This is a genomic window from Oryzomonas japonica, assembly GCF_008802365.1.
Classification (GTDB): domain Bacteria; phylum Desulfobacterota; class Desulfuromonadia; order Geobacterales; family Pseudopelobacteraceae; genus Oryzomonas; species Oryzomonas japonica.
On record NZ_VZQZ01000012.1, the window covers coordinates 42,284 to 55,850 of the forward strand.

A 13,567-nucleotide genomic window follows, 5' to 3' on the forward strand; every position below is an offset into this window, starting at 1 on the left:
AGCCGGAGCCCGCACGCCGCCGCGTCGTGACAGTTCACGTACATGGCTGGTACCTCGCTTGACGATCGCAAACTCCTCAAACGCAAAGACAGAGGTCTTCCAGACCAGTGGAGGCATGGAGGCGTCACGGATTCAGGTTTTATTTCATCAGTATCTTCAAAGCCTGCTTGAGCAACTCTTCCACCGTGCCCCCACCTGTGGCGTCAAGTCCCCCCAGGGCCCTGCGCACCTGCGGCTCCTTGTACCCCAGATTAAGCAGCGCCGAGACGACATCATCCATGACATCCTCCGCCGGTATCTCCCGTGCCTCGAAGGCCGGGGCTGAAGCGAGATCCAGCTTGCCGGCTTTGTCCTTCAACTCCAGGGCCAGGCGCTCGGCGGTCTTCTTGCCGATGCCCGGAATTGCGGAGAGTTTGTGAACATCGCCCTGGACGAGGGCCTGGGCAAGCGGGCCGGGCTGGATGTTGGAGAGGATGTCGCGGGCCATCTTGGGGCCGACGCCCGAGACCGAGATCAGCAGTTGGAAAAAAGATTTTTCCAGGCGGGTGCGAAAACCGTAGAGTTGAATGGCGTCCTCACGCACGCTGGTATGGATGTGGAGCGAGGCGGCCCCCCCCTCCTCGGGCAGTTCGTAGTAGGTGGAAAAGGGGATCAACACCCGATAGCCGACGCCGTGTACGTCAAGGATGATGTGATCTGGCGATTTATAGGCAATAACCCCGGTCAGCAGTGCGATCATAGCTTCATGTCCCTCCAGGAGGTGGGTTTCCGTGACGTCGGCTTAGCACTCCCGGTCATCTGTTTCAAGGCAAAGGAGTTGATATGGCAGACCGCCACCGCCAAGGCATCGGAGGCGTCGGCCTGGGCGATCTCAGGCAGCCCCAGGAGCGCTTTGAGCATCTTCTGCACCTGGCTTTTTTCTGCCCTGCCCTGCCCCACTACCGCCTGTTTGACCTGAAGCGCCGTATATTCGGCCACCGGCAGGCCGGCATGGACCGCCGCCACGATGGCCGCGCCCCGCGCCTGGCCCAACTTGAGGGCGCTCTGCGCGTTGGTCGAAAAGAAGATATTTTCCACCGCCACCTCATCGGGCCGGTACTGGGCGATGACGGAGCAAAGGCCGTCGAAGATCCGTTTCAGGCGACCGGGAAAATCAGCGGCGCTGTCGGTGAAGATAGCGCCGTTGTCAACGTGAACGAGACGATTTCCCTGTTGTTCCACGATACCATAACCGGTGATGCGCGAACCGGGATCGATGCCCAACACCCTCATGGCTGCACCGCCTGATACCGATACCGATTCCCAATCTTGGTATCAGGCATTCAGCAGTCCGGCGATCCACACGGCGTAGAAGACGGCCAGGACGCCCCCCCACACCATGGCGGGCCGTTTTTCGAAGCGTCCCCGTTCGGGAAACGATGTAAAAAGAAAGGTCAGAGCCGCCGCCAGCCAGCCGGCAAACCCGACTATGGTAACAATACCCCACGCTTCACCCATTATGTCACTATCCTTTCCCGACCAGACGTCGGAGGAGCGTCCCCAAACGAAGCTTCCAGACCATGGTGACCGCCTCCCGGACGATCTTGCCGGACATCTTCGAGGTGCCGGCATGCCGATCGATGAAGATGATCGGCACTTCGACGATCCTGAAGCCTTTTTCCATGCAGCGGTAGTTCATCTCTATCTGAAACGAGTAGCCGTCCGATTTGACGCTGTCCAGATCAAATGCCTCGATCACGGAGCGGCGAAAACATTTGAACCCGCTCGTGCAGTCCTTGACCCGAAGGCCGGTCACAAAACGGGTGTAGACACTGGCGAAGAAGCTGAGCATCAGACGGCGAATGGGCCAGTTGACGACGCTGACGCCGTTGAGATAGCGTGACCCGACGACCAGATCGGCGTTCTGGATGGCTTCGAGGAAGAGCGGAAGCACCGTCGGGGAATGGGAAAAATCGGCATCCATCTCGATCAGGTAATCAGCCCCCATGGCAAGGGCCGCCTTGAAGCCGGTCCGATAGGCAGACCCCAGGCCGAGTTTGCCGGAACGGTGGATCACGCTGATCCGCTCGTTCCCGGCGGCCAACTCGTCGGCAAGCTTTCCGGTGCCGTCGGGCGAGTTGTCATCCACAAACAATATCTGCAGATCGGGGTGCTGGGCGAGGACCTCTCCGGAAAGCCGGACGATATTGTCCCGCTCGTTGTAGGTGGGAATGACGACGATAGCTTTCAAGTTCCGAATTCTCCAAGGCGCGTGGAATGGGTATCGCCAGCATCTTTCGTAGCTGACGAATGTACGGCATGACCTGCGTAAAAGTCAAGGCTGATAACCCCGGCCATCTGCCGCAAAGCACCGGGCGCAGGGGGGCAGAGAGGCAACCGAGCGACGACAAAATGGACCCTCCGCTTACAGCCATTCTCTGGGTTTTCGCGGAAAAACAGGTCAAACGAATATTCCAGCAAGTTCTGTACCGTACTGAGGGCAAGCGTTCCCAGCGAGCCTGTTATCGAGTACTTGAGACCCTTCGCGCCTGACGGCCGTGGTCTTGCGTGCCGGGCAGTCCGTGTTTTCGCGGTCTCCGGCCTGATTTCCCACGCAGAGAAACCGCAGACCGGCCCGGCGGCCGACAGTGTCCGAATTGTTCAGGGAGAGCGGCGGGCGGAAGCGGTAATCAGCCGGACCTGGCGTTCATGGAACCAATAATAGTAGGCCCAGTTCATCAACACCAGCAAACGATTGCGGAATCCGATCAGGTAGTAGAGATGCAGCAACAGCCAGACCAGCCAGGCCGGATAGCCTGAAAAACTCACGCCGTGGGTCGTGGCCACCGCGGCGTTTCTGCCGATGGTGGCCATGGTCCCCTTGTCCCGATACCGGAATGGGGGTAATTTTGCCCCCTGCTCCCGGGCACGGATGGCGCGGGCGACGTACTGCCCCTGCTGGCTGGCCACCGGCGCCAACATGGGAAGAGGGGCGCCGTCCTGCTCACGGCAGGCCATGTCGCCGATGGTAAAAACCTCCGGGTGCCCTTCAATGCTCAGGTTGGGAGCCACTACGATCCTACCCGCCCCAGCCTGGGCCAGACCGAGTTTTCCCGCCAGTTCGACGGCCGCCACGCCTGCCGACCAGAACAGGGTATGGGTCGGGATGACCTCTCCACCGCTGAGCTTGACATGCTCGCCATCCGCACCGCTCACCCGGGTTTCCAGCATGACCTCGACCCCCATGGAGCGCAACCTGTCCAGCGCATATCCCTGCAATCGCCGTGGCATGACAGACAAGAGGGACGAGGACGCTTCCATCAGGATAATGCGGGTTTCCTCCGGCCGCACCTCGGGATAGTCGCGGGAGAGCACATGGACGACCAGTTCGCGCAGGGCGCCGGCAAATTCAACGCCGGTCGGCCCGCCCCCAACGATGACAAAGGTCAAGAGCGCCCTCCGCCGCTCCTGGTCGGGCTCACGGGAGGCATGTTCAAAGGCCAGCAGCACATGGTTGCGCAGATCCTCGGCCTGATCGAGACGTTTGAGATCGAAGGCGTGCCGCTCGATATCGGCCTGGCCGAAAAAGTTGGTACGGCTGCCGGCCGCCAGGATCAGGTAGTCGTAGGGGATTTCCCCGTCTTCGAGCATGAGCCTTTTGCCGTCAAAATCGACACCAGAGACTTCCCCAAGCCTGAAATGCGCGCCCTGCCAGCGCCGGGCCAAAGCCCGAATCGGGTAGGCAATCGACTCCTGTTCCAGCCCGGCCGTGGCCACTTGGTACAACAATGGCTGAAAGAGATGGTAGTTGTGGCGATCCACCATCACAACCTCCAGTCCGCTTCCCGCAAGGCTTTTGGCCGCACTCAAACCGCCAAACCCCATTCCTGCTATCACGACTCGCTTCATAGTGCTCCCGCCCCCGCAAGTAGACTATGCGTCGGGCTCTTTCCAAAGAGCGGCCATAGTTTTATTGCGGACATATCCAAAATTTGTCATCATCATTTTTATACTCTATAATCTCAAAAACTTATAAGGCAAAGAATTCAGGTCGCAGTTCGGTGCCGTCGGGGGACTACAAATGACAGTTGACAAACTCGCGGTGCTTGAGCGGCTAAATAACGATCAGGAACTGTTTGTCGAAATCTGCACCATCTTCAAGCAAGATGGGCCGCAACTCGTACGCAAGCTGCGGGATGCCGTTGATGCCGGCCAGATAATTGTGGCAATCCGTCACGCCCACTCCCTCAAATCCTCATCGGCCACTATCGGCGCATATGAACTCAGCGAACTCGCCCGCCAGGCGGAGTTGGCGGGAAACCAAGGCGACGTCAGTATTATCAGTGCTCTTCTCCCCGTGATCGATGCCAAGCTGCATGAGGTGATCGCCGAGCTGTCCTGACCTGCCGCCGAAGCCCCGCCCCCCAACTCCATCACCTTACTATTTTTGTAACACGTGCTGTTTTTTTTGCAAAGAGTTGGTATGCTGTGCTTCATCTCTCTATGATCATGGAGTGCCCCCATGGGCCGTACCTATATCATCCCACCTATTTTGGCACCGTCGCCCGCCCGGGACCGGACGGTCTACGCCGTCAGTCTCATTATGCTGCTGTTCATAGGTTGGCTTGACTATGTCACCGGCTACGAGTTCGGTTTTTTCATCTTTTACTTCATCCCAGTTTCGGTTTCGGCCTGGTTGGGCGGCAAACGCCCCGGCCTCTTCATGGCAGGCGCCTCGGCCATATGCTGGTATTTCTCGGACAAGTATACCAACCATCCTTACTCCCACGCCTACTTCATCTACTGGGAGATGTTCATGCGCCTGATCTCATTTCTTACCACGGCGCTCACCATCGCCAAGATCAGGCAGATGCTGCTCAACGAAATGCAGCTCAATCAGAGATTGGAAGAAGCGCTCCACGAACTGGGCAAACTGAGAGAAAGCGTCCAGGGGAATGAGCCCTCTCCCCCGGCGGGGCATGGGGGAACGCCCGAAGGCATTAAAGGGGATCAAAAGGGGGAAGGTTACGGCTCGGCAATATAACGGTTTTTCCCGCTTTTCTTGGCCTGCTGCAGGGCATGGTCGGCCCGACTGACGCATTCGAACAGCGCCTGACCGGGTTTGTACTCGCTGAGTCCTATGCTGATGGTGGTCCGGATGCCCGGTTTGTTGGCCTTGAATTCCGTCATGGCGATCGACTCGTGGATTTTCTGGGCCACCGCCAGAGCCCCCTCGATCGTCGTTTCGGGAAGAAGGATTAGAAACTCCTCGCCCCCCCAACGGGCACAGATATCCTCTTGGCGAACACAGCCCATGAAAACGCGCGAGATTTCCACCAGAACATCGTCCCCGGCATTATAGCCGTAGGTGTCGTTGATCCTCGTGAAGTTGTCGATGTCGGCCAGAATGATGGAAAAGCTGCGATTGTGGCGCTGGGCGCGGCTGTATTCCTGTTCAACCTTTTCCTTGATGTGGCGGCGGTTCGCCAGACCGGTCATGGGGTCTATCCTGGTTGCCAAGTCCAAGGAGCGGTTAAGCTCCACAAGCTGGGTGCCGAGAAGTTCATTCTCATGGGCCAGGCCCTCGGCGTGGTGGGCGAGCTTTTTATAACTCTCCAGCAGCAACTTGAACTTGGGGTACAGGGGATTGCCCTCGGCGATGATATTCTCGAACTGACCGATGTCGTCAGGCAATGCCGATCCGGATATTTTTCTGTCCAAGGCCATGGTCCGCCCTCCACATGGTGTTGCGAAGATCACCGCCGGGAAAATTACCGGCATGTGGCTGTAATGTGGTACATTATCTGATTATATCTGTTTTGTCACGCTTCATCGCAGGTAGCCCCAATCATCCGGTCGGCATGCCGGAAGCCTTGCGTCGGACAATGAAATAACGTAAGAATTGAGCTTCACTGGAAACTCGGAATGAGCGGCAACCGGCAGATTGTGCGATTCAGGCGGTCCGCGTTCCGCCCAGTGTAGTGGCACCAGACAATGGAGGACCGCATGAAAATTGTGTTATATACATTAACAATCGTTTTGATCGTATTTTTCAATATTTCTGCCAACGCCTTGGAAGAGTATGCGCAGCAGACCGGCAAGGAATGCGGTTACTGCCATCTGAGCCAGACCGGCGGCGGTGAACTGACCGCGGCAGGCAAGCGGTTTGAGCTGCACCATTCCTTGGCGGACGTCACGCCGAAGGCCGCCGAAGCGGCTCCCCGCGAACGCAGCGGCGGTGGTACCCTCTCACGCGCCGTCCGACTGGTGAGTGGCTACATCCATCTACTGGTGGCCATATTCTGGTTCGGCACGATCCTCTATGTGCATCTGGTGCTCAAACCGGCCTACGCATCACAGGGGTTACCCCGGGGCGAGGTGCGGGTCGGACTGGCCTCCATGGCAGCCATGGCCCTGACCGGCGCCGTCCTGGCGCACTACCGGATCACCTCCGGCGAGATGCTCTTTCACACCCGTTTCGGTATCCTGTTGATGATCAAGATCAGCCTGTTCGCCATTATGGTCATCTCCGCCCTGGTGGTGGTATTCGTGATCGGCCCCCGCTTACGGGCAAAGAAGGGAGAAGCGGCCATCCCGGCCCCATCGGGCAAATCCACTTTCACGCCGGACGAACTGGCCTTTTTCGACGGGTCCCTTGGGCGACCGACCTACTTCGCCCACAACGGCACCGTGTATGACGCCAGCGCCAGCGCACTCTGGAAAGGGGGCAAACATGCCGGGCGCCACCCAGCCGGCCAGGACCTGACCATGTTTCTCGGTCAAGCCCCCCATGGCGAGGACCGGCTGCTGGCCCTGCCCCGCGTCGGGACCATCGCCCAAACCCCGGACACGCCGACGCGGCCGCTCCATGAGCGGGTATTCTTCTTCATGGCATACATGAACCTGGCCATGGTGTTTGCAATCACCCTGGTCATCGCCCTTTGGCGCTGGTGGTGAGATGACCAAGACGGAATCCGGCAACATGTTCAGCCATATCCCCCCCTATATGCCTGCGGAGCTGTTCGAAACCCTGGCCAAAAAGGGAACCGTTCGCATCGAGCGCATCCTGTCCCACGGCCAAGCCACGCCGGAGGGGGAATGGTACGACCAGGACCGGGACGAATGGGTGCTGCTGCTGGCGGGTAGCGCCGGACTCCTTTTCGACGCGGACCCGGAGCCGCACCGCCTGACCGCGGGCGATTATCTCATGATCCCGGCCCGAAGGCGCCACCGTGTGGCCTGGACCGCTCCGAACGAAACAACGATCTGGCTGGCGGTGCATATTGGCGGATAACGGCGCCAGATACGCTGACCCCGTCGCGGCCCGTTCCCACTGGGTTTTCGACCTGGACGGCACCCTGACCGTGGCGGTGCATGATTTTGCCGCCATCCGGCAGGAGTTGTCCATCCCCGATGGTTGCGATATCCTCGGTCACCTGGCCTCCCTGCCGGAGCACCGGGCGCGTCCGCTGCATGTCCGTTTGCAGGAGATCGAACTGGAACTGGCCCACATCACGGAGGCCGCCCCAGGGGCGCAGGAGTTGCTGGACCGTCTCTACAGCGCCGGAGCCTCCCTGGGGGTACTGACCCGCAATACCCGGGATAACGCCCTGCGTACCCTGGAAATAATCGGCCTGGGCGGTTACTTTGCAGCGACCGATGTGCTGGGGCGGGACGAAGCCCTACCCAAACCGGACCCGGACGGCATTCACCGCCTGATGACACTCTGGGGCGCGGAGGCGGCAACCACCGTCATGGTGGGGGACTATCTTTACGATCTGCAGGCCGGGCGCCTCGCCGGAGCGCTGACTGTGCATGTGGACACCACCCGTTGCTTCCGCTGGCCGCAACTTGCCGACATATGCGTTGGAACCCTGGAAGAGTTGGCTCTGCGGCTTGACCGGTAAGGCTCCACCGCCACACTATTTCAATTTTGCATTGGGAGGATTTTTCAGATAATGCTCCGGACTCTCTCCAAAAAAACGATCCTGCGGGAATCCCTGAATGCTATCCTGATTGTGTTGGGCGTCTTTTCTGCCGGCCTGGGACTGAAAGGTTTTCTGCTCTCCAGTCACTTCATCGATGGCGGTGTGACCGGCATCTCGATGCTGCTCTCCCACGTATTGGGCATCCCCCTGTCACTCCTGATCCTGCTCATCAACCTTCCCTTTATTGCCCTTGCCTACCGCCAGATAGGCCTCAAGTTCGCCATAAAGAGCACTTTGACCATCGCCGGCCTCTCCCTCTGTCTGACCTTCGTCCAGTACCCGGACGTCACACCGGACAAACTCCTGACAGCGGTTTTCGGCGGATTTTTCATCGGCGCCGGCATCGGGCTGGCCATCCGGGGCGGAGCGGTCCTGGACGGCACCGACATCGTGGCGCTCTTGATCAGCAAGAACAGCAATCTGCTGAAGGTCGGCGACGTCATCCTGCTCATGAATCTCCTGATCTTCGCCGCCGCGGCCTTCTTCCTCGGCATCGAATCGGCCCTGTACTCGGTCCTCACCTACCTGGCGGCGTCAAAGACCGTGGATTTCCTGATCAACGGCATCGAGGAATACACGGCGGTGATCATCGTCTCGGAGAAGAGCGACGAGATCCGGGAGTCGATCGTGCGCGTCCTGAACCGGGGCGTAACGGTCTACAAAGGCCGGGGGGGAAAAACCGGCAAGGAGATGAACATCCTCTACTGCGTCGTCACCCGCCTGGAAATCGGCAGCGTCAAAAATGTCGCGACGGAAACCGATGAATCGGCCTTCATCCTGGTCCACCCGCTGGCGGATGTTGTCGGCGGCATCATCAAAAAACCGGCCTTGCATTAAGCGCAATAACGAATGGCGGTCGCAACCGCGCACCTCAAGAACATTGAACGAAAGCGAATCCTGTGAAACCTCATATCCACGTAGCCTGCGCCATTATCGAACATGATGGGAGGACCCTGGCCGCCCAACGCAGCGAAACCATGAAGATGCCCCTCAAGTGGGAATTCCCCGGCGGGAAACTGGAAGCGGGCGAAACGCCCGAGGCCTGCCTTGTCCGGGAGGTGCGGGAGGAGTTGGCCATCGGCATCAACGTCGGCCGGGCGCTCCCGGTGGCAACCCATGCCTATGAAGCCTTCACGGTCACGCTCTATCCCTTTGTCTGCACCCCCGGAGACGGCACCGTGACCCTGATCGAACACCGGGCCGTGGCCTGGCTGAAACCGGAGCAGATGCTCGGCCTGGATTGGGCCGAGGCCGATCTGCCGATCATCGCCGGCTATCTGGCGACACGGTCCCTCGGGACTGGAGAGGGGACGCATCCGTGACCTCCCCTCCAAAACCCGCCATGGGACAGGTCTACTTCATCCTGATCCTGACCACCTTCTTCTGGGGGGGCAGCTTCCTCTTCACCAAGATCGGCCTGAGAGAGATCCCACCCCCACTCTTCGTCCTGCTGCGTTTCAGCCTGGCAGCCATGATCATGCTGTTCGTCTCCGGCCGCCGGCTCAAAAATTTCAACCGGCAGATCCTGTGGCGCGGCGCCGCGGTCGGTGTCACCCTGGGGCTGACCAACATCAGCTTTGTCTTCGGCGTCCAGGGGACCAGCATCTCCCGGGCCGGAATCCTCAACAACCTGTTTGTTCTATTTATTCCGTTCATAGTAAAGATCGTCTGGGGCGATAGAATCGGCCGCATCAACCTGGCCGGCATCATCCTGGCCTCAGTCGGCATCTGGCTTTTGGCCACCGGCGGCAGTGAGGGGTTCAACCGGGGCGACCTGATCTCCACCTTCTGCGCCCTCATGATCGCCTGCCAGGTCGTGGCCGTTTCCAAACTGCTGAGGAACGACGATGTTTACCTGGTCTCGCTGGTGCAATTTGCCACGGCATCCCTGATGGCGGGATGCATCACCCTGCTGCTCCCGTTGCCGCATGTGACGCTGCACCGCTCCGCCCTCCTGTCGGTGGCCTACTGCGCCCTGTTCCCCACTGTGTTCTGTTTCACCCTCCAGAACGCCTACCAGCGTTATGTCACCGCCACCCGGGCCGGGCTCATCTACACCCTCGACCCGGTCTGGAGCCTGGTCGCCGGCTTCTTTATCCTGGGTGAACGACTCTCGGCCCGCGAATGGCTCGGCTGCGGGATCATCTTCATCGCTGTTGTCATTCCCCTGGGGGTACGCTACCTTATGGAGCGGAGGTTGGTGAAAAGGTATGTGGAAACAGAGGATGGGGTCCCCGAGGTGACGTGATACAGCGCCGGGCCCCTGAGGAGGTGTTGAACAGCCATGGTCAGCGGCAACCATCGTCTTCCATTTCGCTATTGTGAGCCTGCCTGCTTCGGCGGCCTGCTGGACGATCCGCTCATCTTCCTGCGCATCCGTCCCATGGGACGGGCTCTGCTCTTCGACTGCGGCCAGATCGCCCACTTGGCCAAGCGGGTCGTCAAACCCATCGTAGCGGTCTTCATCACCCACGCCCACATGGATCACATCATGGGGCTCCCCACCCTGGTGCGCCACCACCACGCGTCCCCTCGCCCTCTGGACGTCTTCGGTCCGCCCGGCATCGCCGAACGGGTCCAGCATCTGTTGGGGGGATACGACTGGAATCTGGCCGAACCGACCTGGTTTACTCTGCGGCTCCACGAGGTCCATGCCGACCGCATCCTCCACTACCGTTTTCCCGGGCCCGACCGGTTCATAGGCACCTGTGAGGGCGAAGAACCCCGCATCGGCCGGGAGATCTGGGCGTGCCGTTACCTGTCCGTCGAGGCCGAGATACTGGATCACAAGCTGCCGGTGCTGGCTTTCCGGGCCAACGAACAACCCCACTTTGCCATTGACCCAACCAAGCTGAAGGCCCACGGGCTGGTAGCCGGCGAGTGGCTGCGAGACCTGAAGACCAGGGTGTGGAAAGGTAACGAGCAGCATGAGGTGCTGGTCACCCGGCGGGACGGAGAAGGAGCGGGGGAAGAGCCGGCCGACGATCCAACGGCCCTGTACGAGGCTATCCGCGCCCAGGAGACGACCGCCTCCCTGGGCTATGTCACAGACGTTGGCTGGACCAGGGAAAACGTGGCCATCATGGAGCGCTTCATGGGAGGCTTGACGCTACTCTGTGCCGAGTGCACCTTTCTGGAGGCGGATGTGCACAAGGCCCGGTCTTCCTACCATCTCACCACCGGCGACCTGAACCTTCTGGCTGGACGCCTGGCGCCACGTTACCTGCTTCCCCTGCACCTCTCCAAGAGCTACCTGCGCCGCACCGTGGATCTGTACCACGAACTGCAACCACCCCAGGGAACCGAGATTCTACGACTCCCCAAGCACATTGTCCCCGCGCCGGTCGGCGTTGCCGACGTGGATGGCTGGCTGCGGCCCGGCGGAGGGAACGGGAGAGCAGCCGGATAACGCCACGGCAACCGATAGGAGTGCGGGCACGTGAGCAACAACGGCCGGAAGCAGCAATCACGACCTGGACAATCCATGAAAACAAGCCATCATGGGCTCCCTGACCCTGTACCTGGACTTCATCAACCTCTTCCAGGAATTCAGCGCATCCGCCCACGGTCCCCCACAAAAAAATGATGCCAAGAACGGACGTGTTCTTGGCATCATCATACTTGTACAGGGAAATGGACAGCCGTTCAGGGACGGCAGACCAGCATACGGTTGCCTTCTCAAATCACCCCACGAATGGGATTAACGGGCCTTCGCCTGCGGGGCTGCGCCTTTGGTCTGGGCATCCTTGCCGCTTCCGCTCTGGGCTTCTGCCTCTGCCGCCTTTGCCATGGCTTCCCGCGAAATGGTCACTGAATCGCTCTTTGCCTTTTGCGTGCTCTTCTGGGCTATGGTGCCGACGACCGCCGCCGTAGCGGTGTTGTTCGCCTGGGCCAACGGATTGAGGTTTGTCGGGGTCCCCACAATGACAGCGGGTGAAAGTTGAGCCAGTGGCATTGATAGCCTCCCTGTGATCGATATAGTATCTTTATCGGCAACGTAGGAATTATTTAAAGCGTTACCTTCCGGTGGCGGCCGAAGCCCTATCCCCCTCCCTTCCACTCTTCTCTATGCCAGAAGAGCCGTTTGGGTGGGCTTCGGGATCGATTTTCATTAATCTTGATACCCATCTTACGATCTGTCAATTTTTTAATATGACAAACAACGTGCAAGGCTTCTCGATGCCAGCCGCCATCTAGGGCTTGAGTTTTGAACAAAATTAGGATAAGGTACGCACTCTTTTTTGGAGAAGTGGCCGAGTGGTCGAAGGCGCTTGACTCGAAATCAAGTGTGGGGGTGACTCCACCTAGGGTTCGAATCCCTACTTCTCCGCCAGTTTACGAGCGAAGCCAGTCTTTTACAGACTGGCTTTTTTCGTTTTATGTGGCAGATATGGAGCAAAGGCAATAACGGTTCTGGAAATGAATGTCCGCAATTGAGCGTTGGCAATCGGAACAGTTCATATCCGAATGCACATTTATCCCTGAAACAAAGCAAATTATTCTGAGCCGCCATTGACTAACCAGTTTCAGGTGCTAATAATTTTGAATATATGCAATGACTATATGTAATGCGGCCAACAATGAATCGGCTGAAAATATTGGGGGCATCACCTTTCCTTGCCACTGTGGCCTCTTTGGGAATGTTGTCCGGTTGTGCCCATTACGAAGTAACTACCGGGCGTAGGAAGATATTCACAGCGTCAGATTGAACGGAATGACGACCATGTGCCGTTGATTGGAAGCAGATAACTTCCGACTGAAGGGGAGGCCACCATGAGCATGATTAAAGAATTCAAGGAGTTCGCAGTAAAAGGGAATGTGGTCGATATGGCTGTAGGTATTGTCATAGGTGCTGCATTCGGTAAGATTGTATCATCCTTCGTGGGCGATGTAATCATGCCCCCGATTGGTGCCCTGTTGGGCGGAGTCGATTTTTCAAGCCTGTCGATCATTGTTAAGGAAGCCGTGGAGAAAAAACCGGCAGTACTAATTAGCTACGGCAAGTTTTTCCAAACTATCATCGATTTCACGATAATTGCTTTTGCCATATTTATGGCGGTAAAGGCTATTAATTCGCTTAGAAAAAAAGAAGCAGCGGTGCCTCCGGCACCATCTAAGGAAGAAATATTGCTCACTGAAATAAGGGACCTGCTCAAGGAAAAAAAATAGCTTGTGCCAGCGCCCCATCACCCCGGTCCGGCCCGGTTCCAGGATCTTGCTCACGCAGGGGCATTTATCCGCCTTGCCGTCAGAGAAAAAGATCTTTTCCGGAATAGCCCGATTCAGATCAAAACCGAGGTGAACCGCGGCATTCATGACGCCATAACATGGCGTAGTTATGGAATTGCGCCGTCTTTTTTTTAAAATGTCAAAACAAAAAATACGGCAACAAGCTGTTATTATTAACACTTTAGAGGACACTACGGTTAAAGCAATTTTCTAACCGGACACGGCCATATCGGATTAAAATAAAAAAGTCCTTGACGTCCGGGTATATTTATTTTATCTATAGTTCAACTAGACATGATATCGAAAAAGACCAAATACGCGCTTAAGGCGCTCTATCATCTGGCCGGGCAGCCCACCTCCCAGCCGGTATT

Annotated in this window: 17 protein-coding genes and 1 tRNA gene; 11 read left to right on the top strand and 7 right to left on the bottom strand. The window is 58.1% G+C overall.

Translation table 11 applies throughout. From position 1 onward, the window contains the following. Window positions 1-139 precede the first annotated feature (139 nt). The 5 genes from ruvA to F6V25_RS16115 form a co-directional block, all read right to left on the bottom strand. Complete coding sequence (ruvA, locus tag F6V25_RS16095) at window positions 140-739, bottom strand: Holliday junction branch migration protein RuvA (RefSeq protein WP_151129630.1); 600 nt, start codon at window positions 737-739, stop codon at window positions 140-142. Further along, complete coding sequence (ruvC, locus tag F6V25_RS16100; protein WP_151129631.1) at window positions 736-1,272, bottom strand: crossover junction endodeoxyribonuclease RuvC; 537 nt, start codon at window positions 1,270-1,272, stop codon at window positions 736-738. Before ruvC ends, ruvA begins: the two co-directional genes overlap by 4 nt. A 42-nt stretch (window positions 1,273-1,314) precedes the next feature. Next, a complete protein-coding gene (locus F6V25_RS16105) occupies window positions 1,315-1,497 on the bottom strand; it encodes a hypothetical protein (protein ID WP_151129632.1) in 183 nt (60 codons plus the stop codon). Window positions 1,498-1,504: 7 nt separating this feature from the next. Beyond that, a complete protein-coding gene (locus F6V25_RS16110; RefSeq protein ID WP_151129633.1) occupies window positions 1,505-2,230 on the bottom strand; it encodes a polyprenol monophosphomannose synthase in 726 nt (241 codons plus the stop codon). 410 nt (window positions 2,231-2,640) lie between these two features. After that, window positions 2,641-3,888 (bottom strand): NAD(P)/FAD-dependent oxidoreductase, encoded by a 1,248-nt coding sequence (locus F6V25_RS16115; RefSeq protein ID WP_151129634.1) that lies wholly within the window; start codon window positions 3,886-3,888, stop codon window positions 2,641-2,643. 172 nt (window positions 3,889-4,060) lie between these two features. Between F6V25_RS16115 and F6V25_RS16120 the strand changes: the two genes are divergently transcribed. Continuing rightward, window positions 4,061-4,381, top strand: a complete 321-nt coding sequence (locus F6V25_RS16120) for an Hpt domain-containing protein (protein WP_151129635.1) — start codon at window positions 4,061-4,063, stop codon at window positions 4,379-4,381. Window positions 4,382-4,501: 120 nt separating this feature from the next. After that, complete coding sequence (locus F6V25_RS16125; protein ID WP_151129636.1) at window positions 4,502-5,023, top strand: DUF4118 domain-containing protein; 522 nt, start codon at window positions 4,502-4,504, stop codon at window positions 5,021-5,023. Here the strand turns inward: F6V25_RS16125 and F6V25_RS16130 are convergent. Beyond that, on the bottom strand, window positions 5,005-5,706 hold the full coding sequence (locus tag F6V25_RS16130; protein ID WP_191966236.1) for a GGDEF domain-containing protein: 702 nt from the start codon (window positions 5,704-5,706) through the stop codon (window positions 5,005-5,007). The two genes, F6V25_RS16125 and F6V25_RS16130, sit on opposite strands and share 19 nt — an antisense overlap. A 279-nt stretch (window positions 5,707-5,985) precedes the next feature. Between F6V25_RS16130 and F6V25_RS16135 the strand changes: the two genes are divergently transcribed. The 7 genes from F6V25_RS16135 (at window position 5,986) to F6V25_RS16165 (ending at window position 11,376) form a co-directional block, all read left to right on the top strand. Then, entirely contained in the window at window positions 5,986-6,936 is a 951-nt protein-coding gene (locus F6V25_RS16135; RefSeq protein ID WP_151129638.1) for a CopD family protein, read from the top strand. Between the two features lies 1 nt (window position 6,937). Continuing rightward, complete coding sequence (locus F6V25_RS16140; RefSeq protein WP_151129639.1) at window positions 6,938-7,273, top strand: cupin domain-containing protein; 336 nt, start codon at window positions 6,938-6,940, stop codon at window positions 7,271-7,273. Beyond that, on the top strand, window positions 7,263-7,886 hold the full coding sequence (locus F6V25_RS16145; RefSeq protein WP_151129640.1) for an HAD family hydrolase: 624 nt from the start codon (window positions 7,263-7,265) through the stop codon (window positions 7,884-7,886). The genes F6V25_RS16140 and F6V25_RS16145 overlap by 11 nt, the downstream gene beginning before the upstream one ends. Before the next feature lie 51 nt (window positions 7,887-7,937). After that, window positions 7,938-8,804: a YitT family protein gene (locus F6V25_RS16150; RefSeq protein ID WP_151129641.1), complete on the top strand. Its 867-nt coding sequence runs from the start codon at window positions 7,938-7,940 to the stop codon at window positions 8,802-8,804. Between the two features lie 62 nt (window positions 8,805-8,866). After that, complete coding sequence (locus tag F6V25_RS16155) at window positions 8,867-9,289, top strand: (deoxy)nucleoside triphosphate pyrophosphohydrolase (RefSeq protein WP_151129642.1); 423 nt, start codon at window positions 8,867-8,869, stop codon at window positions 9,287-9,289. Then, window positions 9,286-10,215, top strand: coding sequence for a DMT family transporter (locus tag F6V25_RS16160; RefSeq protein ID WP_338045605.1), 930 nt, complete (start codon window positions 9,286-9,288; stop codon window positions 10,213-10,215). Before F6V25_RS16155 ends, F6V25_RS16160 begins: the two co-directional genes overlap by 4 nt. A 36-nt stretch (window positions 10,216-10,251) precedes the next feature. Continuing rightward, a complete protein-coding gene (locus F6V25_RS16165; protein ID WP_151129643.1) occupies window positions 10,252-11,376 on the top strand; it encodes an MBL fold metallo-hydrolase in 1,125 nt (374 codons plus the stop codon). Window positions 11,377-11,667: 291 nt separating this feature from the next. On the opposite strand, the gene F6V25_RS16170 is transcribed toward F6V25_RS16165, so the two are convergent. Further along, complete coding sequence (locus F6V25_RS16170; RefSeq protein ID WP_151129644.1) at window positions 11,668-11,922, bottom strand: hypothetical protein; 255 nt, start codon at window positions 11,920-11,922, stop codon at window positions 11,668-11,670. A gap of 288 nt (window positions 11,923-12,210) precedes the next feature. Here F6V25_RS16170 and F6V25_RS16175 point away from each other — a divergent pair. Continuing rightward, a tRNA-Ser gene (locus tag F6V25_RS16175) sits at window positions 12,211-12,300 on the top strand. A gap of 440 nt (window positions 12,301-12,740) precedes the next feature. Continuing rightward, window positions 12,741-13,136: a large-conductance mechanosensitive channel protein MscL gene (gene mscL / locus F6V25_RS16180; protein ID WP_151129645.1), complete on the top strand. Its 396-nt coding sequence runs from the start codon at window positions 12,741-12,743 to the stop codon at window positions 13,134-13,136. The last annotated feature ends 431 nt before the right edge of the window (window positions 13,137-13,567 follow it).

Bases quoted from the DNA above. Each gene is read 5' to 3' on its own strand.
- ruvA (WP_151129630.1), bottom strand. From the start codon at position 739: ATGATCGCACTGCTGACCGGGGTTATTGCCTATAAATCGCCAGATCAC.
- ruvC (WP_151129631.1), bottom strand. From the start codon at position 1,272: ATGAGGGTGTTGGGCATCGATCCCGGTTCGCGCATCACCGGTTATGGT.
- F6V25_RS16105 (WP_151129632.1), bottom strand. From the start codon at position 1,497: ATGGGTGAAGCGTGGGGTATTGTTACCATAGTCGGGTTTGCCGGCTGG.
- F6V25_RS16115 (WP_151129634.1), bottom strand. From the start codon at position 3,888: ATGAAGCGAGTCGTGATAGCAGGAATGGGGTTTGGCGGTTTGAGTGCG.
- F6V25_RS16120 (WP_151129635.1), top strand. From the start codon at position 4,061: ATGACAGTTGACAAACTCGCGGTGCTTGAGCGGCTAAATAACGATCAG.
- F6V25_RS16125 (WP_151129636.1), top strand. From the start codon at position 4,502: ATGGGCCGTACCTATATCATCCCACCTATTTTGGCACCGTCGCCCGCC.
- F6V25_RS16130 (WP_191966236.1), bottom strand. From the start codon at position 5,706: ATGGCCTTGGACAGAAAAATATCCGGATCGGCATTGCCTGACGACATC.
- F6V25_RS16135 (WP_151129638.1), top strand. From the start codon at position 5,986: ATGAAAATTGTGTTATATACATTAACAATCGTTTTGATCGTATTTTTC.
- F6V25_RS16140 (WP_151129639.1), top strand. From the start codon at position 6,938: ATGACCAAGACGGAATCCGGCAACATGTTCAGCCATATCCCCCCCTAT.
- F6V25_RS16150 (WP_151129641.1), top strand. From the start codon at position 7,938: ATGCTCCGGACTCTCTCCAAAAAAACGATCCTGCGGGAATCCCTGAAT.
- F6V25_RS16165 (WP_151129643.1), top strand. From the start codon at position 10,252: ATGGTCAGCGGCAACCATCGTCTTCCATTTCGCTATTGTGAGCCTGCC.
- F6V25_RS16170 (WP_151129644.1), bottom strand. From the start codon at position 11,922: ATGCCACTGGCTCAACTTTCACCCGCTGTCATTGTGGGGACCCCGACA.
- mscL (WP_151129645.1), top strand. From the start codon at position 12,741: ATGAGCATGATTAAAGAATTCAAGGAGTTCGCAGTAAAAGGGAATGTG.